Here is a 26,341-nt window from a genome sequence, read left to right on the forward strand (position 1 = left end):
GCCTCGGCTCCCATCTTCACCGCCTGCTTGGCGGTGATGGCCTGCTCGACGCGGGCGATCTCCCCCTTGAGATCGGAGATGTATTCGCGCAGTTCGTCGATGGACATGGGATCGAGATTTCTCGAGGCTTGGGGCTTCTTCACCAGTACCAGGTCGTCGGCGTCCATGGGCTTTTCCTCTCTTGCCACGATTGGACGAACGTACCAGATTGAGCTCCTCACCGACAGTACGAGGCCCGACGGATGCTGCCCGAGACCATGACCTGCATCGAGATTTCCACCCCCGGCGGTCCGGAGGTGCTCAAATCCGTCACCCGCCCACTACCACAGCCCAAGCCCGGCGAGGTGCTGATCAAGGTGGCGGCGGCGGGCATCAACCGCCCCGACGTGCTGCAGCGCGCCGGCGCCTATCCCGCCCCGCCCGGCGCCTCGGACCTGCCCGGCCTGGAAGTGGCCGGCGTGGTCGTCGCCCTGGGCGACGGGGTCGCCGCCCCTGCCCTGGGCGCCGAGGTTTGCGCCCTGGCCCCCGGCGGCGGCTATGCCGAGTACTGCACCGTGGACGCCCGCCACTGCCTACCCGCTGCCCGAGGGCTACGACATGGTCCGCGCCGCCGCCCTGCCCGAGACCTTCTTCACCGTCTGGCACAACGTGGTGGAGCGCGGAGCGTTGAAGGCGGGCGAGCGCTTCCTGGTCCATGGCGGCGCAGGCGGCATCGGCACCACCGCCATCCAGCTGGCCAAGGCTTTGGGGGCGGAAGTCTTCGCCACCGCCAATGGCAAGGCCAAGTGCAAGGCCTGCCGCGAGTTGGGCGCCGACGTGGCCATCGACTATTCCTCGGCCGATTTCGTCGAGGTGATCAAGGAGCGGACCAAGGGCAAGGGCATCGACGTCATCCTCGACATGGTGGGCGGCGACTATCTCGCCCGCAACATCAAGAGCCTGGCCGCCGACGGCCGCATGGTCTCCATCGCTTTCCTGAGAGGCTCCAGCGCCGAGCTGAACCTGATGCCGGTGATGCTGAAGCGCCTGACGCTGACCGGCTCGAGCGTTCGCCCGCAATCGAACGATGCCAAGGCCCGCATGGCCAAAGGCTTGGCCGAGACCGTGTGGCCGCTGCTGGACCGGGGCGCATCGCGCCCTTGATCCACGCCGTCTTTCCCCTGGCCGAGGCCGCCAAGGCCCATGCCCTGATGGAAAGCAACGCTCATGTGGGCAAGATCGTGCTCCAGGTTTGACCAAAGCCACATTCGCACCTATAACTACCTCTGCGCACTCGCCGGGGTGTCGCCATCCGCGATTCGACCCCATGCGGTCTCGCGGGTAATTCGTGAAAAGCGTTGCGGGGGTTGGACCCGCCCCGTCCCGGGCGGACGGAGGGGGACAACACCGCGGCGTCAGGAGGTTAATGGCTCTGCCGCTCATGCCCAAGGCGACCGCCGTCTGGCTGGTCGAGAACACCGCCCTCTCCTTCGAGCAGATCGCCGATTTCTGCGGCCTGCATCCGCTCGAGGTCCAGGCCATCGCCGATGGCGAAGTGGCCGCCGGCATCGTCGGGCTCGACCCCCGTGGCCAACGGCCAGGTGACCCGCGCCGAGATCGAGCGTTGCGAGGCCAACCCCGACGGCCACCTGAAGCTGACCGTCACCGACATTCCGCAGCCGCGCGCCAAGCCCAAGGGTGCCCGCTACACTCCCGTCTCCAAGCGCCAGGACCGGCCCGACGCCATCGCCTGGATTCTGAAGCACCATCCGGAACTGTCGGACGCCGCCATCTCCAAGCTGATCGGCACCACCAAGCCGACCATCCAGTCGGTGCGCGACAAGAGCCATTGGAACGCCGCCAACATCAAGCCGCGCAATCCCGTCACGCTGGGCATGTGCAGCGAGGCCGACCTGGAGAAGGTGGTGGCGCTGTCGGGGCGCAGCCGCGCCCACGTCATCGACGACGAGCCGGCCCATCACGACGACGCCCCGGCCGAGGACTGATCCTCTCCGCCGAAGGCCAAGACGAAACGCCCGCCCTCACCGGCGGGCGTTTTATCTGGGGAAAGAGGATGTCATGCTGAGTGTAAGCGAAGCATCTTTCAGCCTGAAGCGATGACCGCCTGTACCTGAAAGATCCTTGGCTTTGCCTCGGGGTGGACAGGGGGACCTACTTGGCCGCCGGCTTCCTGGCGTTGGTCTCGGAGCCGTCGTCGAAAATGTTGAAGAGGTTCCGAAGGAAGCCGGGGGTCAGCGCCGACAGCGGATTGACCACCACCGACGGGTCCTCGGTCGGCCCCTTCATGGAGTAGTTGAAGGCGATGATGCCGCCGCCCTTCTCGCCGCCGGTGACCAGCCAGCCCAGCACCGGAATCTTGCCCAGCACCGAGTTCAGGGCATAGGCCGGCACCACGGTGCCCTCCAGGGCCAGGCGGGAATGATCCATGTCGATCTGGCCCTTGGCGGTGATGCCGAGCGCCGTTCCCCAGGCGCGCACGTCGCGCACCTCCACCAGCCCGTCGGTCATGGTGAAGGGCGCCTCCAGCGACGAGAAGCTGACGCCTTCTCCCCCTGCAGCACGTCGAGAATGCCGGTCAGCGCCGCCACGGTCAGCAGGCGGGCCAGGATCGGCGCGTTGCGCACGTGATAATCGGAAACCTTGATGATGCCGTTATAGGGCTGGTCCTTGCGGGAATCGTCGATATGGCCCTCGACCGACAGCTCGCCGCCCATCATGTCGCCATAGATGTCGAACACCCGCAACACCGCGCCGGCATCGTCGGAGGTGACGGTGAAGTTGCGCCGCTTCGGCCCGCCGGGCTGGACATTGGCGGCGAAGCCCTTGTTGCCGCCCAGGCCGCCCTTGACGTGGACCTGCTGCCATTCCTCGGCGTCGCGGGTCAGCGAGGCGGTGGCGTTAGCAGCGCCCCCTTCCCCGACATCCACATGGCCTTGGCCGAGGCGGTCACGCTCATGGGCGGCGGCTTGTCGTCATCGTCCTTCTTCCGGCCCGCCTTGGCGTCCTCGTCGCGGGCTAGCACCGGCTCGGCGTCGAAGCTGGCGCCCTTGAAGACGATGTCCAGGCCGGCCTTGTCGGGGCGGATGGAAATGAGCCCTCGCCATCGGTGCGCAGGTACTTCACCCGCGAGAAATCCACCTTGCGCGCCGCCCCGTCGGGACCAAAGGCCACCGAACACCGCCACGTCCAGGTCGCCGGCCCTGACCGCGAAGCGCGGCACCGCCGAGATCAGCTTGCGGTCGAGCCGGACCAGCACCTCGGCGCTGCCCGGCTTGTCCGCCGGCTTTTTCCAGCCCAGGCCGGGCAGTTCCATGCGGGCGGCGGCCAGGTCCACCTTGGCGTCGATCTCGGCCTTGCCGCCGTCCATGAAGGTGGCGACCAATTCGGCGCCCACCGGCCCGCTGGTGAACGGCGCCACGAAGGGCACGCCGTCCAGGCCCAGCAGCTTGCGCTGATCCTCGGTGACCTCGGGAGCCTTGAGGAAGTAGCGCGAGCGAAACGCCTGGCCCTTGGAGAAGTTCTCGCGCCAGGCCAGATGGCCGGGAATTCCGGCCAGCACCACCGGCCCGGTGACGTCGAGGCCCTTGGCGTCCACGTCCAGCTCCAAGGTGCCGTCCGACAGGTCGAGCCCCATCATCACCTGGGAATAGCCACCTTCCTGACGGTGGCGGAAGCCTTGATGCCCACGTCGTCCAGGCGCAGCGTCTTCAGCAGCGGAAACTTGAGCCGCACCTTGGCCACGGCATCGCCGCCCACCTTGGCGGGCTCGATGCCCAGCGCCTGGGCGTAGCGCAGCGGTGGATTGTCGATCAGTCTCAGGGCGTCGGTGGCGGGACCGGCGATCACCAGTTCGATGTCGGCGAACTGGTCCTCCTTGTCCAGGCCGGTGAAGACGATGGTGCCTTCCTTCAGCCGCAGGCCGTAGACCTCGCCCCCCGACAGGGCGATGCGGAACGACGAGGCGTCGAAGGTACAGACGCCCACCGTGTTGCGCGCCACCGGCATGGGGTGGAGGTAATCGACGGTGACCCCCTCGGGGCGAATCTCGCCGCCCAGATGGTCGATCACCACATCGTCGAAGCGGCCCGAGGGCGAGCGGCCGACAGCTGGATGGTCGCCTCGCGGACCACGCCCTTGGACAGGTTGGGAATCACCCAGTCCCGCGCGTTCTGGGCCAGGCCGTTGGGCCACAGGTCGCGGACCCGGTCCACCGGCACGTCGCGCAAACCGCCCTCGGCCTTGACCGAGGTCTCGCCGCCCAGCCCGTCCACCACCGCCGCCAGGGCGAAGGTGGGGCCATCCAGATCGATACGGACCTCGGTGAGGTCCAGCCGGGTCATGTCCCGGCTCAGTTCGCCCCGAAGCGCCGCCGAGGCGACCGGATGGGTCGTATGGAACGGTGCCGGCAGGTTGAGGCGTCCCGCTCCGCCCGACAGGTCGAAGGCCAGGGTCTCCAGCACGCCGCCGCCGTTCACCCGCGCCCGCACGCTGCCGGCCAGCGGCATGTCGATCACGCCGAGATGCGCGGCCGGGCCGCCGAAACGGGCCAGCACCGCCGGACGGACGCTCTGCAGGCGCAGGTCCAGGTCGGCGGCGCCATCGGCCTTGGCATAGCCGGCCTCCACCGTCACCTCGCCCGCCTCGCCGGCCAGATCGAGGGAACGCGGCCCTTGGCCTGGATGCCGGCGGGAACGCGGCGGATGGCCAGATCGGCCCCCGGGGCGTGCCAGGCGGTGCCCAGCGCCCGGTCCTCGATCCGCAAATCGGCGCCCCGGATGCTGAAGGATTGCAGCGAACGCCCCGGCTTGGCGGGGTCGGGATCGCCCAGCAGGGCATCCTTGATCCGGGCGATGACCAGCCCGGCATCCCCGCCGCCGCCGCTGTCGGGCAGATCGAACTGGAAGCGGCCCGAGGCATCGCGGACCAGGGAAAGGCGCGGCCCGTGCAGGCGGATGGAATTGGGAGCGATGACGCCCCGGAGCAGCGCCCGGCCGCTCAAGGACAGCGCCATGTCGGGCACCGCCACCACGGGAACGTCGTTGCCGGCCACATAGGCCCGGGCGTTGCGGACGTGGATTTCCAGCATGCGCTCGTCGTCGCCCCGCTGCAGCAGGGTGGCGTCCAGGCGGACGGTGAGCGAACCGTCCCTCGCCGTCAGCGCTTCCTCGATATAAGGTGTCAGGAATTCGAGCGATATGGGACCGTCGGACAGCCGCCATGCCGCCAGCGGCACAACCAGCAGCAGCCCCACCAGAACGGCCCCCAGCAGCTGGAACAGACTCCTAACGGTGCCGTGAACCACTCTGCGTCTTCTCCATGCCCGCTTGACCCCTGATCCCGTATTCCGCAGTGTGAAGCAACCACAACATTTGGGGCCGCACAAGGTGAGTTTTCCACTCGATCCACGTTTCTTCCCCGGTGTTGCCGATCCCGCCCGCGTCGAGGTCGGACTGGCCCGCTGGCACGAAGCCGCCGATGCCCAGGACGACGCCGAACTGGCCGCCTTCATGCGCTCCCTGCCCGGCCGGGACGGAATCGGCGACCTGCTGCGGGGCGTTTTCGCCAACTCGCCCTTTCTCACCCTGTGCCTGGAGAAGGAGCCCGCCTTCCTGCGCCAGGCCCTGGAGGTGGGGCCGGATGCGGCGTTCGACGGCCTGATGGCCGATCTGACCGCCCGGTTGCGCGACGAGGGCGATTTTTCCCGCCTGATGCGGGAGCTGCGCGTCGCCAAGCGCCGCTGCTCGCTGCTGGCCGCCCTGGCCGATCTGGGCGGGGCATGGCCGCTGGAAAAGGTCACCGGGGCGCTGGCGAGCATGGCGGAGGCGGCCTGCCGCCTCGGCCTCTCGTTCCTGCTGCGGCGCGAGGCCGGGCGCGGCAATCTGCAACTGGCCCATCCCGAGGAGCCGGAAAAGGGATCGGGCATCATCGTGCTGGGCATGGGCAAGCTGGGCGCCCGCGAGCTGAACTATTCCAGCGACATCGACCTGATCGTCTTCTACGACCACGAAAAGCTGGTCTACACCGGCAAGCGTTCCGTCCAGGAATGCGTCATCGCCATGACCAAGGAGCTGGTGCGCATCCTCGACGAGCGGGATTCCGACGGCTACGTGTTCCGCACCGATCTGCGCCTGCGCCCCGATCCCGGCTCGACGCCGCCCGCCGTCGCCCTGGTGGCGGCGGAAGCCTATTACGAGGGTTTCGGCCAGAACTGGGAGCGGGCCGCCATGATCAAGGCCCGCCTGGTGGCCGGCGATGCCGAGACCGGGGCGGCCTTCATCCGCTTCCTGCGCCCCTTCATCTGGCGCAAGTCGCTGGACTTCGCCGCCATCCAGGACATCCATTCCATCAAGCGCCAGATCAACGCCCACAAGGGCGGGCGCTCCATCGCGGTGGCCGGACACAACGTCAAGCTGGGACGCGGCGGCATCCGCGAGATCGAGTTCTTCGCCCAGACCCAGCAGCTGATCTGGGGCGGCCGCCAGCCCGAGATGCGCGTCTCGGGCACGCTCGAGGCCCTGCACGCCCTGGCCGCCGCCGGCCACGTCACCCCCCGAGGTGGTGGCCGACATGGAGGCCGCCTACCGCTATCTGCGCACGCTCGAACACCCGGCTGCAGATGGTGGACGACAAGCAGACCCAGACCCGCACCATCCCAGGCCGGCCGAGTCGCCGCCTTCATGGGGGGCCGACGTCGAGGCTTTCGCGGCGAGCGACCGCCCACCCAGAAGGTGGAACACCACCACGCCGGCCTGTTCGAGGACGCGCCGCCCTGGGAGCGGGCGGTACTCTGGTGTTCACCGGCGGCGAAAACCACCCGAGATGGCGCACACCATCACGGAAATGGGCTTCGCCAATGCCGACGCGGTGCGTCTCCATCCATTCGCGGGTGGATCACGGGCGGGTGCGGGCCACCGCTCGCACCCGGGCGCGGGAATTGCGGCACCGAGCAGCCGCCCTGCTGTCGGTGCTGGCATCACCACGGCGCCCACGACGCCTTCATGCGCTTCGACGAGTTCCTCTCCCGCCTGCCGGCCGGGGCGCCCCGGTTCTCGCCGTTCTACGCCAACCCCTCCCTGCTGGAGCGGGTGGCCGAAATCATGGGCGCGCGCCGCTGCTGGCCGAACATCTCGCGCGCGCATATCCCGCTGCATTTGGTGCCAGGCCAATTCCTCGAGTCACAGTACGCGCTCGAGCCGAACTGGCCAGTGCTTCCGAGGCCGACGACTTCCAGTGGTCCTCGATGTCCCCGGGCGCCGGGCCAGCCGACGGCAAGTTCCAGGTGGGCGCGCGCGCACGCTCCGGAGGCGTCATCGAGGCGGGCGAGGCGGCCAGCGCCCGTCCCATGTTGCCGGGCCTACCCTGTGCGGCTGGTACTGCAAGGTGGAGGAGGAGTTCGCCCGTGCCCGGCCATGTGCCGGGCGGCGCCTGGGTGATCCTGGCCATGGGCAAGGCGGGCGGCCGCGAGATGTCGGCCACCTCGGACCTGGACCTGATCCTGGTCTACGACTGCCCCGGAGGACGGCGAGGAGCTCGCCCCCCGGCTCTCGCGCCTGCAGCGCAGTGGGCCCCCAGCACCGCCTCGGCATGGCCGGTGACCTTGACCTTGCGCCATTCGGCGCGCAGCACGCCGTTTTGATCGATCAGGAAGGTGGAGCGCTCGATGCCCATGTATTCGCGGCCGTACATGCTCTTCTTCTTCCACACGCCATAGGCCTCGCACGCCGCTCCCTCGGGGTCGGAGCCCAGGCGGAAGGGCAGCTCGTGCTTGGCGCGGAATTTGGCGTGGCTGGCCACCGAATCCTTGGAGATTCCGAGGATTTCGATGCCGGCCGCCTGGAACCCGGCATACAGGTCGCGGAAGGCCTTGGCCTCCGAGGTGCAGCCCGAGGTGTCGTCCTTGGGATAGAAGTACAGCACCAGAATCTTGCCCCGGTAATCGGCCAGGGCGGCCTTGCCGTCGTCCGTTTCCATGGAGAAGTCGGGGGCGGGGGTGGTCATGGGGTGGTCTCCCTGTCTTTCAATGCGGCGGCGGGCTGGTCGATCAGGCGGCGGAACACGTCGTGGGCGCCGGCGGCGCAGTCTTCCATGCGGTCGGTGAGGCTCTTGAAATCGGTCAGTCCGGCGGCGCGGACCAGCACGTCCTTGAGCCCCCGGGGGGCGGTGTGCTCGTCGAAGCCGCCGGCGATGGTCTGGCGCAGCACGGTCTGCACCGCCGACCACAGGCGCAGCGCCTCGGTCAGCGTGGTGCAGTCGGCCCGGTCCAGCACGCCGGCCTGGGCGGCCTTGTCGAGCGCGCGGGCGGTGTTGCTGTCCAGCATTTCGGGATGGGCTGGGCCGTGGGCCAGCTGCAGGTACTGGGCGGTGAACTCGATGTCCACCAGTCCGCCGCGCAGGTGCTTGACCTCCCAGACCGAGGCGGCCTTGTGCTCCCTGGCCATGCGCTCGCGCATGTCGGCCACGTCGAGCAGCAGCTTGGCCGGGTCGCGGGGCCTGGTCAGGGTCTGGCGGATGATGGCGTTCACCCGTTCGGTCAGGGCGGCATCGCCGGCCACCACCCGGGCACGGGTCAGCGCCATGTGCTCCCAGGTCCAGGCGGCTTCCTCCTGATAGCGGCGGAAGGCCTCCAGGCTGGAGGCGATGGGGCCGGAATTGCCGGACGGCCGCAGGCGCATGTCCACTTCGTAAAGGGTGCCCTCGCCGGTCTTGGCGGTGAGCGCGTTGACCATGCGCTGGGTCAGGCGCGAGAACCACACCGGCGGCGCCAGGGGGCGCGAGCCGTCGGATTCCTCGGCATCCTCCGGGCAGTCGTAGACCAGGATCAGGTCCAGGTCCGAGGTGGCCGACATCTCGCGGCCGCCCGCCTTGCCCATGGCCAGGATCACCCAGGCGCCGCCCGGCACATGGCCGTGGGCGCGGGCGAATTCCTCCTCCACCTTGGGTCCCAGCCGGCGCAGGATGGCTCCGGCGACGTCGGACAGGGCGCTGGCCGCCTCGCCCGCCTCGATGACGTTCCGGAGCGTCAGCACGCCCACCTGGAACTTGCGGTCGTTGGCCCAGCGCCGGGTGACATCGAGGACCAGCTGGAAGTCGTCGGCCTCGGAAAGCGCCTTGGCCAGTTCGGCTTCAAGCACGTCCTGGGGGGGCAGGGGCTCGAAGAAATTGGCCTGCAGCACCGAATCCAGCGTGGTGGTGTGCCGCGCCAGATGTTCGGCCAGCAGCGGCGCGTCGCCCATGATTTCGGCCACCAGCTCCAGCAGGGAGGGGTTGGCGTAGAACAGCGAGAACAGGGGCACCCCGGCCGGCAGGCGGGAGAGGAACTCGTCGAAGCGCATGAAGGCGTCGTCGGGCGCCGTGGTGGTGGCCAGCGCCGACAGCAGGGCGGGCGTCAGCTCGGTCAGCAATTCCCGCGCCCGGGTCGAGCGGGTGGCCCGCACCCGCCCGTGATGCCAGCCGCGAATGGTGGAACACACCGCGTCGGCATTGGCGAAGCCCATTTCCGTGATGGTGTGCACCGTCTCGGGGTCGTTTTCGCCGCCGGTGAACACCAGATTGCCGCCCGCTCCCAGGGGCGGCGCGTCCTCGAACAGGCCGGCATAGTGGTGCTCCACCTTCTGCAGGTGGGCGGTCAGCTCGGCCGCGAAAGCCTCGACGTCGGCCGCCCCCATGAAGGCGGCGATCTCGGCCAGGACCTGGGGATTGGTGGGCAGGGTCTGGGTCTGCTTGTCGTCCACCATCTGCAGCCGGTGTTCGAGCGTGCGCAGATAGCGGTAGGCGGCCTCCATGTCGGCCACCACCTCGGGGGTGACGTGGCCGGCGGCGGCCAGGGCGTGCAGGGCCTCGAGCGTGCCCGAGACGCGCATCTCGGGCTGGCGGCCGCCCCAGATCAGCTGCTGGGTCTGGGCGAAGAACTCGATCTCGCGGATGCCGCCGCGTCCCAGCTTGACGTTGTGTCCGGCCACCGCGATGGAGCGCCCGCCCTTGTGGGCGTTGATCTGGCGCTTGATGGAATGGATGTCCTGGATGGCGGCGAAGTCCAGCGACTTGCGCCAGATGAAGGGGCGCAGGAAGCGGATGAAGGCCGCCCCGGTCTCGGCATCGCCGGCCACCAGGCGGGCCTTGATCATGGCGGCCCGCTCCCAGTTCTGGCCGAAACCCTCGTAATAGGCTTCCGCCGCCACCAGGGCGACGGCGGGCGGCGTCGAGCCGGGATCGGGGCGCAGGCGCAGATCGGTGCGGAACACGTAGCCGTCGGAATCCCGCTCGTCGAGGATGCGCACCAGCTCCTTGGTCATGGCGATGACGCATTCCTGGACGGAACGCTTGCCGGTGTAGACCAGCTTTTCGTGGTCGTAGAAGACGATCAGGTCGATGTCGCTGGAATAGTTCAGCTCGCGGGCGCCCAGCTTGCCCATGCCCAGCACGATGATGCCCGATCCCTTTTCCGGCTCCTCGGGATGGGCCAGTTGCAGATTGCCGCGCCCGGCCTCGCGCCGCAGCAGGAACGAGAGGCCGAGGCGGCAGGCCGCCTCCGCCATGCTCGCCAGCGCCCCGGTGACCTTTTCCAGCGGCCATGCCCCGCCCAGATCGGCCAGGGCGGCCAGCAGCGAGCAGCGGCGCTTGGCGACGCGCAGCTCCCGCATCAGGCGGGAAAAATCGCCCTCGTCGCGCAACCGGGCGGTCAGATCGGCCATCAGGCCGTCGAACGCCGCATCCGGCCCCACCTCCAGGGCCTGGCGCAGGAAGGCGGGCTCCTTCTCCAGGCACAGGGTGAGAAAGGGCGAGTTGGCGAAAACGCCCCGCAGCAGGTCGCCGATTCCGTCCCGGCCGGGCAGGGAGCGCATGAAGGCGGCCAGTTCGGCGTCGTCCTGGGCATCGGCGGCTTCGTGCCAGCGGGCCAGTCCGACCTCGACGCGGGCGGGATCGGCAACACCGGGGAAGAAACGTGGATCGAGTGGAAAACTCACCTTGTGCGGCCCCAAATGTTGTGGTTGCTTCACACTGCGGAATACGGGATCAGGGGTCAAGCGGGCATGGAGAAGACGCAGAGTGGTTCACGGCACCGTTAGGAGTCTGTTCCAGCTGCTGGGGGCCGTTCTGGTGGGGCTGCTGCTGGTTGTGCCGCTGGCGGCATGGCGGCTGTCCCACGGTCCCATATCGCTCGAATTCCTGACACCTTATATCGAGGAAGCGCTGACGGCGAGGGACGGTTCGCTCACCGTCCGCCTGGACGCCACCCTGCTGCAGCGGGGCGACGACGAGCGCATGCTGGAAATCCACGTCCGCAACGCCCGGGCCTATGTGGCCGGCAACGACGTTCCCGTGGTGGCGGTGCCCGACATGGCGCTGTCCTTGAGCGGCCGGGCGCTGCTCCGGGGCGTCATCGCTCCCAATTCCATCCGCCTGCACGGGCCGCGCCTTTCCCTGGTCCGCGATGCCTCGGGCCGCTTCCAGTTCGATCTGCCCGACAGCGGCGGCGGCGGCGATGCCGGGCTGGTCATCGCCCGGATCAAGGATGCCCTGCTGGGCGATCCCGACCCCGCCAAGCCGGGGCGTTCGCTGCAATCCTTCAGCATCCGGGGCGCCGATTTGCGGATCGAGGACCGGGCGCTGGGCACCGCCTGGCACGCCCCGGGGGCCGATCTGGCCATCCGCCGCGTTCCCGCCGGCATCCAGGCCAAGGGCCGCATTCCCCTCGATCTGGCCGGCGAGGCGGGCGAGGTGACGGTGGAGGCCGGCTATGCCAAGGCCGATGGCGCCGCCGACCTGGACCTGCGCCTGCAGAGCATCCGTCCGGCGGTGCTGGCCCGTTTCGGCGGCCCGGCCGCGCATCTCGGCGTGATCGACATGCCGCTGGCCGGCAGCGTGCGGGCGCGGGTGAACGGCGGCGGCGTGCTGGAGACCCTGGCCTTCGACCTGTCGGGCGGAGCGGGACGCCTCAACCTGCCGGCACCGTTCCATACGACCCATCCGGTCGCCTCGGCGGCGCTTCGGGGCGAACTGAGCCGGGACATGACCCGGCTGGACCTCACCGAGGTCCGTATCGATCTGGATGGCCCCACCTTCGCCCTGGCGGCGGTGGTGGACGGGCTGGGCGGCGAGACCTCGGTCAAGGCCGAGGGCGGTTTGCGCGACGTGCCGGTGGACCGGGTCCGCGACCTGTGGCCCAACGGCCTGGCCCAGAACGCGCGGGACTGGGTGATTCCCAACCTGTCCAAGGGCGTGGTCCGCGAGGCGACCATCCAGCTGTCGGCCCGCTCGCCCTCGGGCCGCTTCGACGATGTGGTGATCGACCATCTGGGCGGCGAGATTCGCCCCGAGGGGGTCACCGTCGATTACCTCCACCCCATGCCGGTGGCGCGCAACACGGTGGGCGTCTGTACCTTCGACGCCTCGTCGTTCCGCATCGCCCTGTCGGGGGGCGAGGTCTACGGCCTGCGGCTGAAGGAAGGCACCATCGTCTTCACCGGCCTGGACAAGGAGGACCAGTTCGCCGACATCGAACTGGTGATCGCCGGTCCCGCCACCGACGCCCTGAGACTGATCGACAATCCACCGCTGCGCTACGCCCAGGCGCTGGGCATCGAGCCCGCCAAGGTGGGCGGCGATGCCGTGGCCAAGGTGCGGCTCAAGTTTCCGCTGCTGAAGACGCTGCGCCTGGACGACGTGGGCATCAAGGCTTCCGCCACCGTCAGGAAGGTGGCTATTCCCAAGGTGATGATGGGGCTCGACCTGTCGGACGGCACCTTGGAGCTGGACGTGGACGCCAAGGGCCTCGACGCCACCGGGCCGGTGGTGCTGGCCGGAATTCCCGGCCATCTGGCCTGGCGCGAGAACTTCTCCAAGGGCCAGGCGTTTCGCTCGCGCTACTTCCTCAAGGCTCCCGAGGTCACCGAGGATCAGCGCAAGCTGCTGGGCCTGGACGGCGTGCCCTTCGTGGCGCCGTTCACCAGCGGGCCGGTGGGCGCCGAATTGGTCGCCACCTTCATGGACGGCGGCAAGGCCGAGATCGACGCCAAGGTGGACCTGGCCGCCGCCCGCATGGAACTGCCCGGCCTGGGCTGGAAAAAGCCGGCGGACAAGCCGGGCAGCGCCGAGGTGCTGGTCCGGCTCGACCGCAAGCTGATCTCGGCGGTGCCGCGCTTCGCGGTCAGGGCCGGCGACCTGGACGTGGCGGGATCGGTGGCCTTTGGTCCCGACGGGGCGGCGCGCAAGGTGGATTTCTCGCGGGTGAAGTACCTGCGCACCGATGGCGAGGGCTCCATTTCCATCCGCCCCGACAAGGCCGGCCTGGACATCGTCTTCAAGGGCGCCAGCTTCGACGCCGAGCCGGTGCTGGCCCGCGACGAGGACGCCAAGGCGGGCCGGAAGAAGGACGATGACGACAAGCCGCCGCCCATGAGCGTGACCGCCTCGGCCAAGGCCATGTGGATGTCGGGGAAGGGGGCGCTGCTCAACGCCACCGCCTCGCTGACCCGCGACGCCGAGGAATGGCAGCAGGTCCACGTCAAGGGCGGCCTGGGCGGCAACAAGGGCTTCGCCGCCAATGTCCAGCCCGGCGGGCCGAAGCGGCGCAACTTCACCGTCACCTCCGACGATGCCGGCGCGGTGTTGCGGGTGTTCGACATCTATGGCGACATGATGGGCGGCGAGCTGTCGGTCGAGGGCCATATCGACGATTCCCGCAAGGACCAGCCCTATAACGGCATCATCAAGGTTTCCGATTATCACGTGCGCAACGCGCCGATCCTGGCCCGCCTGCTGACCGTGGCGGCGCTGACCGGCATTCTCGACGTGCTGCAGGGGGAAGGCGTCAGCTTCTCGTCGCTGGAGGCGCCCTTCACCATGACCGACGGGCTGGTGGAGGTGCGCGACGTGCGCGCCTGGGGAACGGCGCTCGGCATCACCGCCAAGGGCCAGATCGACATGGATCATTCCCGCCTGGCCCTGGAGGGCACCGTGGTGCCGGCCTATGCCCTGAACTCGGTGCTGGGCAAGATTCCGGTGCTGGGCTGGCTGGTCACCGGCGGCGAGAAGGGCGGCGGCATCATCGCCTTCAACTACTCCATGAAGGGGCCGACCGAGGACCCGTCGGTGGTGGTCAATCCGCTGTCGGCGCTGACCCCCGGCTTCCTTCGGAACCTCTTCAACATTTTCGACGACGGCTCCGAGACCAACGCCAGGAAGCCGGCGGCCAAGTAGGTCCCCCTGTCATCCTGAGGCAAAGCCGAAGGATCTTTCAGGTACAGGCGGTCATCGCTTCAGGCTGAAAGATGCTTCGCTTACACTCAGCATGACATCCTCTTTCCCCAGATAGCAAAACGCCCGCCGGTGAGGGCGGGCGTTTCGTCTTGGCCTTCGGCGGAGAGGATCAGTCCTCGGCCGGGGCGTCGTCGTGATGGGCCGGCTCGTCGTCGATGACGTGGGCGCGGCTGCGCCCCGACAGCGCCACCACCTTCTCCAGGTCGGCCTCGCTGCACATGCCCAGCGTGACGGGATTGCGCGGCTTGATGTTGGCGGCGTTCCAATGGCTCTTGTCGCGCACCGACTGGATGGTCGGCTTGGTGGTGCCGATCAGCTTGGAGATGGCGGCGTCCGACAGTTCCGGATGGTGCTTCAGAATCCAGGCGATGGCGTCGGGCCGGTCCTGGCGCTTGGAGACGGGAGTGTAGCGGGCACCCTTGGGCTTGGCGCGCGGCTGCGGAATGTCGGTGACGGTCAGCTTCAGGTGGCCGTCGGGGTTGGCCTCGCAACGCTCGATCTCGGCGCGGGTCACCTGGCCGTTGGCCACGGGGTCGAGCCCGACGATGCCGGCGGCCACTTCGCCATCGGCGATGGCCTGGACCTCGAGCGGATGCAGGCCGCAGAAATCGGCGATCTGCTCGAAGGAGAGGGCGGTGTTCTCGACCAGCCAGACGGCGGTCGCCTTGGGCATGAGCGGCAGAGCCATTAAACCTCCTGACGCGGCGTTGTCCCCCTCCGTCCGCCCGGGACGGGGCGGGTCCAACCCCCGCAACGCTTTTCACGAATTACCCGCGAGACCGCATGGGGTCGAATCGCGGATGGCGACACCCCGGCGAGTGCGCAGAGGTAGTTATAGGTGCGAATGTGGCTTTGGTCAAACCTGGAGCACGATCTTGCCCACATGAGCGTTGCTTTCCATCAGGGCATGGGCCTTGGCGGCCTCGGCCAGGGGAAAGACGGCGTGGATCAAGGGCGCGATGGCGCCCCGGTCCAGCAGCGGCCACACGGTCTCGGCCAAGCCTTTGGCCATGCGGGCCTTGGCATCGTTCGATTGCGGGCGCAACGTCGAGCCGGTCAGCGTCAGGCGCTTCAGCATCACCGGCATCAGGTTCAGCTCGGCGCTGGAGCCTCTCAGGAAAGCGATGGAGACCATGCGGCCGTCGGCGGCCAGGCTCTTGATGTTGCGGGCGAGATAGTCGCCGCCCACCATGTCGAGGATGACGTCGATGCCCTTGCCCTTGGTCCGCTCCTTGATCACCTCGACGAAATCGGCCGAGGAATAGTCGATGGCCACGTCGGCGCCCAACTCGCGGCAGGCCTTGCACTTGGCCTCGCCATTGGCGGTGGCGAAGACTTCCGCCCCCAAAGCCTTGGCCAGCTGGATGGCGGTGGTGCCGATGCCGCCGGCGCCGCCATGGACCAGGAAGCGCTCGCCCGCCTTCAACGCTCCGCGCTCCACCACGTTGTGCCAGACGGTGAAGAAGGTCTCGGGCAGGGCGGCGGCGCGGACCATGTCGTAGCCCTCGGGCAGCGGTAGGCAGTGGCGGGCGTCCACGGTGCAGTACTCGGCATAGCCGCCGCCGGGGGCCAGGGCGCAAACCTCGGCGCCCAGGGCAGGGGCGGCGACCCCGTCGCCCAGGGCGACGACCACGCCGGCCACTTCCAGGCCGGGCAGGTCCGAGGCGCCGGGCGGGGCGGGATAGGCGCCGGCGCGCTGCAGCACGTCGGGGCGGTTGATGCCCGCCGCCGCCACCTTGATCAGCACCTCGCCGGGCTTGGGCTGTGGTAGTGGGCGGGTGACGGATTTGAGCACCTCCGGACCGCCGGGGGTGGAAATCTCGATGCAGGTCATGGTCTCGGGCAGCATCCGTCGGGCCTCGTACTGTCGGTGAGGAGCTCAATCTGGTACGTTCGTCCAATCGTGGCAAGAGAGGAAAAGCCCATGGACGCCGACGACCTGGAACCGCGCAAGAAGCCCCAAGCCTCGAGAAATCTCGATCCCATGTCCATCGACGAACTGCGCGAATACATCTCCGATCTCAAGGGGGAGATCGCCCGCGTCGAGCAGGCCATCACCGCCAAGCAGGCGGTGAAGATGGGAGCCGAGGCGTTCTTCAAGCGGTAAATCGGTACTTGTTTACCGCTTTGCCTCTTGCTAAGACCATAGGGAGGGAGGAAACGCCATGTTGAACGGGAAAAGGGCCCTGGTCACCGGGTCCACCAGCGGCATCGGCCTCGGCATCGCCCGCGCGCTGGCGGCGCAAGGGGCCTCGGTGATGCTCAACGGTTTCGGCGACGCGGCGGGGATCGAGGCGCTGCGCGCCGGTCTCGCCGAGGAATTCGGCGTCACCGTGCTCTACAACGGCGCCGACCTCTCCAAGCCCGACGGGGCCGGCGACCTGGTGCGCGACGCGGAAAGCCGCCTGGGCGGCGTCGATATCCTGGTCAACAACGCCGGCATCCAGCACGTGGCGCCGGTGGAGGATTTTCCGCTGGAACGCTGGGATTCGGTGATCGCCATCAACCTCACCTCGGTGTTCCAGGCCATCCACGCCGCCATGCCCGGCATGAAGGCGCGCGGCTGGGGCCGCATCATCAACGTCGCTTCGGCCCACGGTCTGGTGGCCTCCGTCAACAAGGCCGCCTATGTCGCCTCCAAGCACGGCGTGATCGGCCTGACCAAGGTGGTGGGGCTGGAAACCGCCGAGATCGACATCACCTGCAACGCCATCTGTCCCGGCTGGGTGCTCACCCCCCTGGTGCAGAAGCAGATCGACGCTCGCGCCGAGGCCCTGGGCGTGCCGGTGGAGCAGGCGGGCCGCGACCTGCTGGCCGAGAAGCAGCCCTCCAAGACCTTCACCACTCCGGAACAGCTGGGCGACCTTGCGGTGTTCCTCTGCTCGCCCGCGTGCGCCAACATGACCGGCACGGCCCTTTCCATGGACGGCGGCTGGACGGCGCAATGAGCGGCTGGTTGTCCCTCTCCGCTTGTCATTCCGAGCCGCAGGCGAGGAATCTCCGTCTGGCCGGGCGGGGCCGAATCGGACAAGCCGTGTCAGGACGAGATCCCTCGGCTTCGCTCGGGATGACATGTCCCGCGGGATCGGCGCAATGAGCCACAGGAAGGAACCGTCCCGTCAGGCCGACTATCCCTTTCGCGTGGAGATTCAGACGCGGTGGTCGGACAACGACATGTTCGGCCACCTGAACAATGTGGTCTATCAGCGCTTCTTCGAGCATATCGTGGTGAAGTTCCTGACCGGGCCTTGCGGGCTGGATCTGATGAGCGCCCCGGTGATCACCTTCGCCGCCGAATCCTCCTGCCGCTTCCTGAAGCCCCTGTCCTATCCCTCGGCCGTGGTGGCGGGCATCCGCATCGACCACATGGGCCGCACCAGCGCCCGCTACGGTCTGGCCCTGTTCGAGGCGGGATGCGACGAGGCTGCCGCCGAGGGCCACTGGATTCACGTCTTCGTCGATCGGGCCAGCCAGCGCCCGGTTCCCATTCCCGACACGGTACAGGCCGTGTTCGAAGCCCACCGGAGGATGCCATGACCGGCCTTTGCTATGCGTTCGAGGGAATGGTGCCGGTGGTCGATCCCAGCTCCTACGTCCATCCCACCGCCGTGCTGATCGGTGACGTGCGCATCGGACCCGGCTGCTTCATCGGGCCGGGCGCTTCGCTTCGGGCCGATTTCTCCAGCGTGATCATCGGATCTGGCGTCAACATCCAGGACAATTGCATCCTGCACGGCACCCCGGGCTTCCACACCGTGGTGGAGGATTATGGCCATATCGGCCACGCCGCCGTTGTGCATGGCTGCCGCATCCGCCGCAACGCCCTGGTGGGCATGGCGTCGTCCATCTATGACGGCGCCGAGGTGGGCGAGGAGGCGATCATCGCCGCCATGGCCTTCGTCCCCGCCGGGTTCAGGATTCCCCCCCGTACCCTGGTGGCCGGCCTGCCGGCCAAGGTGCTGCGGGACCTCACGGCGGAAGAGGTGGCGCGCAAGACCCGCGGCACCGAGGCCTACCAGCAACTGGCCCAGCGGGCACTGAAGAGCATGGTGCCGTGCGAGCCCCTGAGCGCGCCGGAACCGGGCCGGGTGGAGCTGAACCCCAGCGCGCTGTGGCCGGACGATCTGACCCGGCACAAGCCGAAGGGGTAGAGGCATTATCGGGCTATCGCCCGAACCCATTTGGGGCGATGCCCCAAACCCCCTTTGATGCCAGCCGGCCTTAGAAGTGACCCATCGTGTCATCCTGACGCCCAAAGGGCGGAAGGATCTTTCAACCGCAGGCGGAGCCGTTTGCACCTGAAAGATGCTTCGGACCAGCCTCAGCATGACAGCTCGATTCATTGGCAGGATGGTATGAGTCCATGGGCTGCCAGGGGCGGGTCCGACTGCCAAAATAAAAGCAGGGAGTTTGTCTCCCTGCTTTAAGAAACTGGTGGTCTGGAGGCTGCGCCTCCAGGCGGGCTCGGGCGGCAGCCCGATCGCCTTGGCGATCAGTCTACTCCGCCGCCTTCGGCTCGCCCTTTTCCACGTCCTCGACCCAGGCGGCATGGTGCTCGCGCGCCCATTCCCGGTCCACGTAGCCGGTGGTGACGGCGGTGCTCGCCCCTTCCATGCCGATGGTGCCGATATAGATGTGCCCCAGGATGAACAGCACCATCACCACCGCCAGGGCGGCGTGGATCAGGTGCATCACCTGCATGGCGTGGATGTCGCCCATGGTGAAGGGGAACAGCAGGTTCAGACCCGTCGACGACACCAGGGCGCCGACGATGATCACCATCCAGAACTGGGTCTTCTGGCCGAAATTGAACTTGGCGGCGGGGGGATGGACGCCCTTCTTCAGCAGGCCGCCGCCGCCCTTGATCCAGCCCCAGTCGTAGCGGTCCCAGAGGTTGTCCCTGGCCCACAGGACGAAGATCATCACCAGTCCGACGATGAAGACGAAGCCGGCGATGTTGTGCAGCCACTTGCCCGCCCAGGAGAGCCAGGAAAACAGGGTCTTGCCCAGCCAGGGCTCGATGATCCAGCGGCCGAACAACAGGTTCAGCCCCGTGAGCCCCAGAACCAGGAACGAACCGGCGGTCAGCCAGTGGCCGATGCGTTCCACCTTGGTGAAGCGCAGGATGGTCTGCCCCGAGGGGCCGCCCTCCATCATGATCTTGCCGCGGATGAAGTAGAAGGCGGTGATGGCCAGCGTCACGCCGATCAGCGCCCAGCCGGCATAGACCGCCAGCTTGCCATTGCGGAAATTGCGCCAGATCTCGCCTTCCGACTGGATCAGCACACCGCGGGCGGCCGGTTGTCCGGCGATGTAGCCGGCCTCGCCCTGGCGGATGGTGCGCCAATTGTCGGGGTCGGTGATGCGGTCCGACTGGGCGGCGCTGGTGACGTCGCCGTCATAGCTGGCGGCCAGGGAAGGCTGCGCCATGCCCAGACCCAGAACCAGCATCAGGACCGCGAGGATGGTTCGGCTCATGCGATGCCTCCCCTTCAGAATTTCTGGCCGGCGATGCGGCCCGATGGAGCCGCCTCGCCGGTGGGAATGGGGCCGTTGGTCGTCAGCCGGGCGATGCCGTCCGACTGGCCGGCGATCCGCTGGTCCAGGGACGTCCTGGCGGCGGGCGCGATCTCCGCGTCGCGCGGACCCATGTAGCTGCCCTTGTCCAGCTTAATCTGGCGGCCCATCTCCTCGCCCTTGCAAGCCGCAAGGGCGAGGAGGCAGACCAGGGCGGTGGCCACGGCGGGCGGGCGCATGGCTATTTGTCCTTGGCCGGAGCGCCCATGCCCTCGCGGGCCCGTTCGCGCCGCTGTTCGCCATAGGCCTGGCCCCAGCCCGACGCGCCGGAGCCGAAGCCGCGGGCCATGACGCGCTCGCGGTAGATGGTCGAGACCATGTCGCCGTCGCCGGCCAGCAGGGCCTTGGTGGCGCACATCTCGGCGCAGAGCGGCAGCTTGCCCTCGGCGATGCGGTTGCGGCCGTACTTCTCCAGCTCCGCCTTGGAATGGTCGGCCTCGGGGCCGCCGGCGCAGAAGGTGCACTTGTCCATCTTGCCGCGTCCGCCGAAATTGCCGGTGGAGGGGTATTGCGGCGCGCCGAAGGGACAGGCGTAGAAGCAATAGCCGCAGCCGATGCACAGATCCTTGTTGTGCAGCACGATGCCGTCGCCGGTCTGGTAGAAGCAATCCACCGGGCAGACCGCCATGCACGGCGCGTCCGAGCAGTGCATGCAGGCCACCGACAGGGATTTCTGCCCCGGCTTGCCGTCGTTGATGGTCACCACGCGGCGGCGGTTGATGCCCCAGGGCACCTCGTGCTCGTTCTTGCAGGCGGTGACGCAGCCGCTGCAGTGGATGCAGCGTTCGCCGTCGCAGAGGAATTTCATGCGGGCCATGGTGGTTCCTCCTTACGCCTGGAACTTCTCGATGCGGCACAGGGTGACTTTCGTCTCCTGCATGCCGGTCACCGAGTCGTAGCCGTAGGTCTGGGCGGTGTTGGTGCTTTCGCCCAGCACGATGGGCGCGGCTCCCTCCGGGTATTTACTTCTGAGGTCCTTGCCCTGGAACCAGCCGCCGAAATGGAAGGGCATGAAGGCCACGCCGCGTCCCACCCGTTCGGTGATGCGGGCCTTGACCTTGACCTTGCCGCCCTCGGGGCCGCTCACCCAGACATAGTCGCCGGCCCGGATGCCGGCGTTGTTGGCGTCGAAGGGGTTGACCTCGACGAACATGTCGGGCTGCAGCTCGGCCAGCCAGGGATTGGAGCGGGTCTCGTCGCCGCCGCCCTCGTACTCCACCAGACGGCCGGAGGTGAGGATGATGGGGAACTCCTTGGACACGTCCTTGTCCTGGACCGATTTATACAGGAAGGGCAGGCGCATCATCTTCTTGTCGGCGTGGGTGGGATACTTCTCCACCAGATCGCGCCTGGGCGTGTAGAGCGGCTCGCGGTGCAGGGGCACCGGATCGGGGAAGTTCCACACCACGGCGCGGGCCTTGCCGTTGCCGAAGGGCGCGGCGCCGTGCTTGACCGCCACGCGCTGGATGCCGCCCGACAGGTCGATGGTCCAGGCGACGTCGTCGGCCTTCTCGCCGCCGATCTTCTCGATGGTGGCCCTTTCCTCCGGCGTCAGGTCCACGTCCCAGCCCAGCTTCTTCAGCATGCCGTAGGTGAAGCCCGGGTGGCCGGCCGGCAGTTCCGAGCCCTCGGGCCAGGAATCGGTGGCCAGCAGGCTTTCCCCCTTGTACTCGGGGAACAGGGCGCGGAAGTTCAGCCCGCCGTCCTTCACCGGCTTGGACGGGTCATAGAGGTTGGGCGTGCCGGGATGCTTCATGGCGGCGTTGCCCCAGCACGGCCAGGGCAGGCCGTAATAGTCGCCGTCGCAGGGACCGCCCACGGCGCGCAGCGTGGTCTTGTCGAAGGTCTGCTGGTTGGCCATGTGGGCCTTGAGGCGCTCGGGGCTCTGGCCGGTATAGGCGATGGTCCAGGCGCCCCGGTTGATCTCGCGCAGGATGTCCTCGGCCAGCGGCACGGTGCCCTCGAGCTTGATGTTCTTCACCAGCTGGTCGGCGAAGCCGAACTTCTTGGCCAGCAGATACATGATCTCCTGGTCGGCCTTGCATTCGAACATGGGCTTGATCACCCGCTCGGACCACTGGATCGAGCGGTTGGACGCGGTGCGCGAGCCGTCCACCTCGAACTGGGTGGCGGCGGGCAGCAGGTAGACGCCGTCGGTGCGGTCGTGCAGCACGGCGGACACCGTCGGGTAGGGATCGATGATCACCAGGGTGTCCAGCTTTTCCATGGCCTTCTTCAGCTCGGGCTGGCGCACCTGGGAATTGGGGGCGTGGCCCCAATACACCATGGCCTTGATGGGCTCGGGCTGGGCGATGTTCTCCTTGGCCTCGTTGACGCCGTCATACCAGCGCGACACCGGGATGCCGGGGGCTTCCATCAGCTCGGGCGTCTTGAAGCGGCCCTTGATGTACTCGTAGTCCAGGCCCCACACCCGCGCCCAGTGCTTCCAGGCCGGGGCGGCGAGGCCGTAATAGGCGGGCAGGGTGGTGACGTCCAGGCCCATGTCGGTGGCGCCCTGGACGTTGTCGTGGCCGCGGAAGATGTTGGTGCCGCCGCCGGCCACGCCCACGTTGCCCAGCACCAGCTGCAGGTTGCAATAGGCGCGGACGTTGGCGTTGCCCACCGTATGCTGGGTGCCGCCCATGCACCACACCACGGTGCCGGGGCGGTGGGTGGCGAGAATCTGGGCGACCCGCTTCAGCTGGGCGCCGGGCACGCCGGTGACCCGCTCGGTCTCCTCCGGAGTCCACTTGGCGACCTCGGCCCTGACCTGATCCATGCCCCAGACGCGCTTTCGGATGAACTCCTTGTCTTCCCAGCCGTTCTCGAAGATGTGCCACATGATGCCCCAGATCAGCGGCACGTCGGTACCGGGCCGCATGCGCACGTATTCGTCGGCATGGGCGGCGGTGCGGGTGAAGCGGGGATCACAGACGATCAGCGGCGCCTTGTTCTGCTCCTTGGCCTTGAGGATGTGGAGCATGGCGACGGGATGGGCTTCGGCGGCGTTGGAGCCGATGAAGAACATCGCCTTGGAATTGTGGATGTCGTTGTAGGAATTGGTCATGGCGCCGTAGCCCCAGGTCTGGGCGACGCCGGCGACGGTGGTGGAATGGCAGATGCGGGCCTGGTGGTCGACGTTGTTGGTCCCCCACAGCGCCGCGAACTTGCGCATCAGGTAGGCCTGCTCGTTGGAGAACTTGGCCGAGCCCAGCCAGTAGACCGAATCGGGACCCGCCGTATCGCGGATCTTCAGGAGGCGGTCGCCCACCTCGGTGATGGCCTGCTCCCAGGAGATGCGCTTGTACTTCCCGCCCTCCAGCTTCATGGGATACTTGAGGCGGTGGTCGCCGTGGGCGTGCTCGCGCACCGCCGCGCCCTTGGCGCAATGGCTGCCGAGATTGAGCGGCGAATCGAAGGCCGGTTCCTGGCCCACCCACACGCCGTTGACCACCTCGGCGTTGACGGTGCAGCCCACCGAGCAATGGGTACAGATGGATTTCTTGATCTCGGCCTTGGGATCGGGGGCCGAGGGGGCGGCGTCGGCCTTGCGTACCGTTCCCGCGCCGACACCCCCCACCAGGGCGACGCCGCCGGCGGCAAGGCCCGAGCGGCGCAGGAAGGCGCGGCGGTCCATGGCGCCGCCGGCCACCGAGGCCAGGGTCTCCGACAGGGCGGACTTGCGGGCTTCCCCGTCACGCTTCTTGATCAGCATGTCTTCCTCCCGTCAGGTCTTAGAAGCCGGCCGCTTCGTAGGCGCGGCGCACGTGTTCGGTTTCCCGGTAGCCGGCCCCGGCCCGGGTCTCGGAGGCCGCCTGGGCATCCTGGCCCGCCCCGATCACGCCGGCGGCGGCGGCTCCCGCCGCTCCGGCCGACAGCACGGCGCCCTTCAAGAGGCCGCGGCGGCTGAGGATGGTCTTGCTTTCGGAGCTTTGGGATTCGGGGCTCTCGGTCGTCATCTCGCTCTCCATCAATCCACCATGGCGAAAGCCTGGGTTTCGATCTCCAGGAACACCCGGCCGATTCCCGCCACGCCGCGGTAGAAGCGGGCGGAGGGGGCCTTGTCCAGATCGTCCAGGAAACGGGGCATCCAGCTACCCAGATGGGCCTGGAAGAAATCCTTCTGCCCGGCCAGGTCCAGCGGCTCGCCGAACAGGCCGGTGATCAGGCCCTGCATCATCTCGCACAGCGAGGCGGCGTGGTCCTCGGGCTCGGACACGCCGGGGGCGGGCTCGATGCCCAGCCGGATCATGTCCTGGCGCAGCTCGGCCAGGGGCTTCTCATGCAGGAAGCCGGTCAGGTGCCAGGAGGCATAGGGCATCACCTCGCCGCCGGTCACGCCCACGAACAGGGCGGCGAACTCATCGGCGACGGAATCGGCATCGGCGGCGGCGGCGGCCTCGGCCAGGCGGCCGAGCGCGGCGCCCAGCGGCGTGGCATCAGCCTTCATGGCGGCCAGCCGGCGCAGCAAATCCTCGCCCGGCGGCGCGACAAACAGGGCCGCCAGCAATCCGTAGAAACGGGCGCGCAGAAAATCGTCCTCGGCAACGCCTTGGTGCGCCGTCACTGCCCTCATCGCTCCTCCCGAGGCCTCGATCTCTTGCCGAAGCCTTAGCCATCTTGCGTGGCGATCAATGGATAATCCGGGAACTGGTGTGACCAGTCAAGAAGATCGGGAGTAGAAGGCTGTAATTCCATGGGGGCAGGTTGGATTTTCATTGCTGCATCACAGCAATTCAGGGCGTCGCTTATTCAGGCATTCTCATGCTGTATTATTTTGTGCGAAAATTACTAGCTGTGCGAAAAATATGCATGGTCGTTAGGAATCCCTTTCAGGCGGGCTGGGCAAGGCGGCGGCCTTGGCCTTTTCCTCCTCCTCGGCGGCCAGTTCGGCGGCGTCCAGCACCCCCTTGCCCAGCCGCCAGGCGGTCTTGACCACCTCGGCGACGGGCGAGGTGTAATCGCCCATGTGCAGGTCCATGATTTCCGGCGCCATCAGGGCCGGGTCCGATTGCCACAGCTTCCGCAGCGCCGCCTGCTTCAGCTCCTGCGGCACGCCCGCCTTGAGGAAGACGGAAAAGTCGGAATCCTTGTCCAGGGAGTCCACCGGCGGCAGGTCGGGCGGAGGGGAAGGCGGTTCCGGTTCCGGCGCCTTGGCGTCCTCGGCCGGAGCGGGGGGCGGAGGCGCCTGCTCGGCCTTGGCGTCCAGCTTGCGGCGCGACCAGCGCGACAGGAAGGGTTCGTCGCTCATGGCCGTTTCCCCTTGCCCGCGAACACCTTGTCGGAATCCAGGCGGTCGCGCTTTCGCTTGCGCATGGGCTCGTCGGGGGGGTGGCAGGCGCAGAACGCCATGGCCCAGTCGAACAGGGGGCGGGGCAGGGGCACGCCGTCCACCATGTCCTCGCCGCTCTCGCTCATGGCCTGCGCCTCGTCGGGGGCGATGGTGGCCATCACCACCCGGACCGGCCGGTCCGTTTCCCCGGTGCGGCGCAGCACCACGTAGAGGCGGGGCTCCAGCCCGGCGAGATTGTAGCGGTAGGAGGCGAGGTCCGAGCGGTGCAGCACCACCTTGATCCCGGTTTCCAGGTAATGCTCGAAGCCCGTTTCCCGGCGCAGCAGGGTCCAGGGCGCCGCGCCCGGCGCTTCGGCCAGGGCTTCCAGCGGCCGCCAGGATTCGGTGACCCAGGGGCTGGAGCCGTCGCGGCGCTCCACCAGCACGGCGATGCCGGTCTCGGCCCGGATCGGCGGCTCGGCCGGCAGGGTGCCGTCGAGGATCATGGACAGCCGCATCACGTCTTCGGGAGTGTTGACGTTGAAGAAGGGATCATGGGGCCGGGTCGGCCAATCCACATGGGCGACCTTATAGCGCTCGGTCCACAGGTCGATCTTGCGCATGTCCTCGTCCACCACGGCGCGGCGCAGATCGTCGGCCAGGCGCAGCGGCCACAGGGCGAAGACCGGGTGGGCCTGCTCGCCGGTCCGGGCCACGGCGATGTCGGCACCCTGCTCGGTGACGGCGGCCAGCAGGCGTTGCACCAGATCGTCGGGGAACAGCGGCGTGTCGGCGGCGACGCTCACCATCCATTCCACGTCGAAGGTGTGGTCCTTCAGCCATTCCAGCCCGGTCAGCACGCCCACCAGCGGCCCGCCATAGCCCTCGATCACGTCGGGCACCACCGGGAGCGTGGTGTCGGCGAAGCGGGCGGGGTCGCCGTTGGCGTTGAGCACCATCTGCCCCACCTGGGGGCGCAGGCGGTCGATTACGCGCTCCAGCAGGCTGTGGCCGCCGACGCTGATCAAGGGCTTGTCGCCGCCGCCCATGCGCCGGGACAGCCCGCCGGCCAGGATCAGCCCGGCGATGGAATTGGAGGCGGGGGGCACCATGTCAGTCATCGTCGCCATCCCTCGTCATCCCGGAAGCGCCAAGCGCTATCCGGGGGCCAGGGGGAGCGACTCCTGGGCCCCGGGTCGCGCGTTGCTTGCCCGGGGTGACGATAAGCGTGTG

Annotated in this window: 25 protein-coding genes and 2 pseudogenes; 8 read left to right on the forward strand and 19 right to left on the reverse strand. The window is 68.1% G+C overall.

Annotated elements, in window-relative coordinates:
* A partial coding sequence (locus ACV4UZ_RS00905; protein WP_491599529.1) for a DUF1192 domain-containing protein occupies positions 1-167 on the reverse strand: 167 nt, incomplete at its 3' end.
* 75 nt (positions 168-242) lie between these two features.
* Here ACV4UZ_RS00905 and ACV4UZ_RS00910 point away from each other — a divergent pair.
* Positions 243-1,235, forward strand: a pseudogene (locus ACV4UZ_RS00910) (NAD(P)H-quinone oxidoreductase).
* Between the two features lie 170 nt (positions 1,236-1,405).
* Positions 1,406-1,985: pseudogene (locus tag ACV4UZ_RS00915) on the forward strand (DUF1013 domain-containing protein).
* Between the two features lie 166 nt (positions 1,986-2,151).
* Here the strand turns inward: ACV4UZ_RS00915 and ACV4UZ_RS00920 are convergent.
* From ACV4UZ_RS00920 to ACV4UZ_RS00945, 6 genes are read right to left on the reverse strand one after another with little or no spacing between them, the layout of a single operon-like run.
* Positions 2,152-2,508, reverse strand: coding sequence for a hypothetical protein (locus tag ACV4UZ_RS00920; RefSeq protein WP_491599074.1), 357 nt, complete (start codon positions 2,506-2,508; stop codon positions 2,152-2,154).
* On the reverse strand, positions 2,505-2,927 hold the full coding sequence (locus ACV4UZ_RS00925) for a hypothetical protein (RefSeq protein WP_491599075.1): 423 nt from the start codon (positions 2,925-2,927) through the stop codon (positions 2,505-2,507). Before ACV4UZ_RS00925 ends, ACV4UZ_RS00920 begins: the two co-directional genes overlap by 4 nt.
* The gene (locus ACV4UZ_RS00930) at positions 2,882-3,637 is read right to left on the reverse strand and encodes a hypothetical protein (RefSeq protein WP_491599076.1); all 756 of its coding nucleotides are present in this window, start codon (positions 3,635-3,637) and stop codon (positions 2,882-2,884) included. The genes ACV4UZ_RS00925 and ACV4UZ_RS00930 overlap by 46 nt, the downstream gene beginning before the upstream one ends.
* Positions 3,637-4,068: a hypothetical protein gene (locus tag ACV4UZ_RS00935; RefSeq protein WP_491599077.1), complete on the reverse strand. Its 432-nt coding sequence runs from the start codon at positions 4,066-4,068 to the stop codon at positions 3,637-3,639. Before ACV4UZ_RS00935 ends, ACV4UZ_RS00930 begins: the two co-directional genes overlap by 1 nt.
* Complete coding sequence (locus ACV4UZ_RS00940) at positions 4,065-4,631, reverse strand: hypothetical protein (protein ID WP_491599078.1); 567 nt, start codon at positions 4,629-4,631, stop codon at positions 4,065-4,067. Before ACV4UZ_RS00940 ends, ACV4UZ_RS00935 begins: the two co-directional genes overlap by 4 nt.
* On the reverse strand, positions 4,628-5,302 hold the full coding sequence (locus ACV4UZ_RS00945; RefSeq protein ID WP_491599079.1) for a hypothetical protein: 675 nt from the start codon (positions 5,300-5,302) through the stop codon (positions 4,628-4,630). Before ACV4UZ_RS00945 ends, ACV4UZ_RS00940 begins: the two co-directional genes overlap by 4 nt.
* 82 nt (positions 5,303-5,384) lie before the next feature.
* Here ACV4UZ_RS00945 and ACV4UZ_RS00950 point away from each other — a divergent pair, with 82 nt between their 5' ends.
* On the forward strand, positions 5,385-7,433 hold the full coding sequence (locus tag ACV4UZ_RS00950) for a [protein-PII] uridylyltransferase family protein (RefSeq protein ID WP_491599080.1): 2,049 nt from the start codon (positions 5,385-5,387) through the stop codon (positions 7,431-7,433).
* A gap of 67 nt (positions 7,434-7,500) precedes the next feature.
* Here the strand turns inward: ACV4UZ_RS00950 and ACV4UZ_RS00955 are convergent, their stop codons facing one another.
* Positions 7,501-7,998 (reverse strand): peroxiredoxin, encoded by a 498-nt coding sequence (locus tag ACV4UZ_RS00955; protein ID WP_491599081.1) that lies wholly within the window; start codon positions 7,996-7,998, stop codon positions 7,501-7,503.
* Complete coding sequence (locus tag ACV4UZ_RS00960) at positions 7,995-10,964, reverse strand: bifunctional [glutamine synthetase] adenylyltransferase/[glutamine synthetase]-adenylyl-L-tyrosine phosphorylase (RefSeq protein WP_491599082.1); 2,970 nt, start codon at positions 10,962-10,964, stop codon at positions 7,995-7,997. The genes ACV4UZ_RS00955 and ACV4UZ_RS00960 overlap by 4 nt, the downstream gene beginning before the upstream one ends.
* A gap of 82 nt (positions 10,965-11,046) precedes the next feature.
* On the opposite strand from ACV4UZ_RS00960, the gene ACV4UZ_RS00965 reads away from it, so the two are divergent.
* Positions 11,047-14,199, forward strand: coding sequence for a YhdP family protein (locus ACV4UZ_RS00965; protein WP_491599083.1), 3,153 nt, complete (start codon positions 11,047-11,049; stop codon positions 14,197-14,199).
* 169 nt (positions 14,200-14,368) lie between these two features.
* Here ACV4UZ_RS00965 and ACV4UZ_RS00970 read toward each other — a convergent pair whose 3' ends face one another.
* Together ACV4UZ_RS00970 and ACV4UZ_RS00975 are read right to left on the reverse strand one after the other, a co-directional pair.
* Entirely contained in the window at positions 14,369-14,947 is a 579-nt protein-coding gene (locus ACV4UZ_RS00970) for a DUF1013 domain-containing protein (protein WP_491599084.1), read from the reverse strand.
* 168 nt (positions 14,948-15,115) lie between these two features.
* Positions 15,116-16,108 carry an NAD(P)H-quinone oxidoreductase gene (locus tag ACV4UZ_RS00975; protein ID WP_491599085.1) on the reverse strand — a complete coding sequence of 331 codons (993 nt, stop codon included), beginning with the start codon at positions 16,106-16,108 and terminating at the stop codon, positions 15,116-15,118.
* Positions 16,109-16,183: 75 nt separating this feature from the next.
* Between ACV4UZ_RS00975 and ACV4UZ_RS00980 the strand changes: the two genes are divergently transcribed.
* The 4 genes from ACV4UZ_RS00980 (at position 16,184) to ACV4UZ_RS00995 (ending at position 18,410) form a co-directional block, all read left to right on the forward strand.
* Positions 16,184-16,366, forward strand: a complete 183-nt coding sequence (locus ACV4UZ_RS00980; protein WP_491599086.1) for a DUF1192 domain-containing protein — start codon at positions 16,184-16,186, stop codon at positions 16,364-16,366.
* Between the two features lie 58 nt (positions 16,367-16,424).
* Entirely contained in the window at positions 16,425-17,207 is a 783-nt protein-coding gene (locus tag ACV4UZ_RS00985; RefSeq protein WP_491599087.1) for a 3-hydroxybutyrate dehydrogenase, read from the forward strand.
* 145 nt (positions 17,208-17,352) lie between these two features.
* The gene (locus tag ACV4UZ_RS00990) at positions 17,353-17,796 is read left to right on the forward strand and encodes an acyl-CoA thioesterase (RefSeq protein WP_491599088.1); all 444 of its coding nucleotides are present in this window, start codon (positions 17,353-17,355) and stop codon (positions 17,794-17,796) included.
* Positions 17,793-18,410 carry an acyltransferase gene (locus ACV4UZ_RS00995; RefSeq protein WP_491599089.1) on the forward strand — a complete coding sequence of 206 codons (618 nt, stop codon included), beginning with the start codon at positions 17,793-17,795 and terminating at the stop codon, positions 18,408-18,410. The genes ACV4UZ_RS00990 and ACV4UZ_RS00995 overlap by 4 nt, the downstream gene beginning before the upstream one ends.
* 346 nt (positions 18,411-18,756) lie before the next feature.
* Here the strand turns inward: ACV4UZ_RS00995 and ACV4UZ_RS01000 are convergent, their stop codons facing one another.
* The 8 genes from ACV4UZ_RS01000 to mobA all read right to left on the reverse strand — a co-directional run bounded on the left by ACV4UZ_RS01000 (position 18,757) and on the right by mobA (position 26,238).
* Positions 18,757-19,737, reverse strand: coding sequence for a formate dehydrogenase subunit gamma (locus ACV4UZ_RS01000; protein ID WP_491599090.1), 981 nt, complete (start codon positions 19,735-19,737; stop codon positions 18,757-18,759).
* A 14-nt stretch (positions 19,738-19,751) separates the two neighbouring features.
* On the reverse strand, positions 19,752-20,015 hold the full coding sequence (locus ACV4UZ_RS01005) for a hypothetical protein (protein WP_491599091.1): 264 nt from the start codon (positions 20,013-20,015) through the stop codon (positions 19,752-19,754).
* A gap of 2 nt (positions 20,016-20,017) precedes the next feature.
* A complete protein-coding gene (fdh3B, locus tag ACV4UZ_RS01010) occupies positions 20,018-20,653 on the reverse strand; it encodes a formate dehydrogenase FDH3 subunit beta (RefSeq protein WP_491599092.1) in 636 nt (211 codons plus the stop codon).
* Positions 20,654-20,665: 12 nt separating this feature from the next.
* Positions 20,666-23,551, reverse strand: coding sequence for a formate dehydrogenase subunit alpha (locus tag ACV4UZ_RS01015; protein ID WP_491599093.1), 2,886 nt, complete (start codon positions 23,549-23,551; stop codon positions 20,666-20,668).
* Between the two features lie 19 nt (positions 23,552-23,570).
* Entirely contained in the window at positions 23,571-23,795 is a 225-nt protein-coding gene (locus tag ACV4UZ_RS01020; protein ID WP_491599094.1) for a twin-arginine translocation signal domain-containing protein, read from the reverse strand.
* Between the two features lie 11 nt (positions 23,796-23,806).
* Positions 23,807-24,412 carry a TorD/DmsD family molecular chaperone gene (locus tag ACV4UZ_RS01025; RefSeq protein WP_491599095.1) on the reverse strand — a complete coding sequence of 202 codons (606 nt, stop codon included), beginning with the start codon at positions 24,410-24,412 and terminating at the stop codon, positions 23,807-23,809.
* A 243-nt stretch (positions 24,413-24,655) separates the two neighbouring features.
* Positions 24,656-25,087, reverse strand: coding sequence for a DUF3306 domain-containing protein (locus ACV4UZ_RS01030; RefSeq protein ID WP_491599096.1), 432 nt, complete (start codon positions 25,085-25,087; stop codon positions 24,656-24,658).
* A complete protein-coding gene (gene mobA / locus ACV4UZ_RS01035) occupies positions 25,084-26,238 on the reverse strand; it encodes a molybdenum cofactor guanylyltransferase MobA (RefSeq protein WP_491599097.1) in 1,155 nt (384 codons plus the stop codon). Before mobA ends, ACV4UZ_RS01030 begins: the two co-directional genes overlap by 4 nt.
* Positions 26,239-26,341: the final 103 nt, after the last annotated feature.

It is taken from the genome of Paramagnetospirillum sp. (genome assembly GCF_058402745.1).

Excerpts from the sequence above, each read along its gene's own strand:
- ACV4UZ_RS00920 (WP_491599074.1), bottom strand. The coding sequence starts at position 2,508 with ATGACCGACGGGCTGGTGGAGGTGCGCGACGTGCGCGCCTGGGGAACG.
- ACV4UZ_RS00930 (WP_491599076.1), bottom strand. The coding sequence starts at position 3,637 with ATGATGGGGCTCGACCTGTCGGACGGCACCTTGGAGCTGGACGTGGAC.
- ACV4UZ_RS00955 (WP_491599081.1), bottom strand. The coding sequence starts at position 7,998 with ATGACCACCCCCGCCCCCGACTTCTCCATGGAAACGGACGACGGCAAG.
- ACV4UZ_RS00970 (WP_491599084.1), bottom strand. The coding sequence starts at position 14,947 with ATGGCTCTGCCGCTCATGCCCAAGGCGACCGCCGTCTGGCTGGTCGAG.
- ACV4UZ_RS00975 (WP_491599085.1), bottom strand. The coding sequence starts at position 16,108 with ATGCTGCCCGAGACCATGACCTGCATCGAGATTTCCACCCCCGGCGGT.
- ACV4UZ_RS00980 (WP_491599086.1), top strand. The coding sequence starts at position 16,184 with ATGGACGCCGACGACCTGGAACCGCGCAAGAAGCCCCAAGCCTCGAGA.
- ACV4UZ_RS00985 (WP_491599087.1), top strand. The coding sequence starts at position 16,425 with ATGTTGAACGGGAAAAGGGCCCTGGTCACCGGGTCCACCAGCGGCATC.
- ACV4UZ_RS00990 (WP_491599088.1), top strand. The coding sequence starts at position 17,353 with ATGAGCCACAGGAAGGAACCGTCCCGTCAGGCCGACTATCCCTTTCGC.
- ACV4UZ_RS00995 (WP_491599089.1), top strand. The coding sequence starts at position 17,793 with ATGACCGGCCTTTGCTATGCGTTCGAGGGAATGGTGCCGGTGGTCGAT.
- ACV4UZ_RS01000 (WP_491599090.1), bottom strand. The coding sequence starts at position 19,737 with ATGAGCCGAACCATCCTCGCGGTCCTGATGCTGGTTCTGGGTCTGGGC.
- ACV4UZ_RS01005 (WP_491599091.1), bottom strand. The coding sequence starts at position 20,015 with ATGCGCCCGCCCGCCGTGGCCACCGCCCTGGTCTGCCTCCTCGCCCTT.
- fdh3B (WP_491599092.1), bottom strand. The coding sequence starts at position 20,653 with ATGGCCCGCATGAAATTCCTCTGCGACGGCGAACGCTGCATCCACTGC.
- ACV4UZ_RS01015 (WP_491599093.1), bottom strand. The coding sequence starts at position 23,551 with ATGCTGATCAAGAAGCGTGACGGGGAAGCCCGCAAGTCCGCCCTGTCG.
- ACV4UZ_RS01020 (WP_491599094.1), bottom strand. The coding sequence starts at position 23,795 with ATGACGACCGAGAGCCCCGAATCCCAAAGCTCCGAAAGCAAGACCATC.
- ACV4UZ_RS01025 (WP_491599095.1), bottom strand. The coding sequence starts at position 24,412 with ATGAGGGCAGTGACGGCGCACCAAGGCGTTGCCGAGGACGATTTTCTG.
- ACV4UZ_RS01030 (WP_491599096.1), bottom strand. The coding sequence starts at position 25,087 with ATGAGCGACGAACCCTTCCTGTCGCGCTGGTCGCGCCGCAAGCTGGAC.
- mobA (WP_491599097.1), bottom strand. The coding sequence starts at position 26,238 with ATGGCGACGATGACTGACATGGTGCCCCCCGCCTCCAATTCCATCGCC.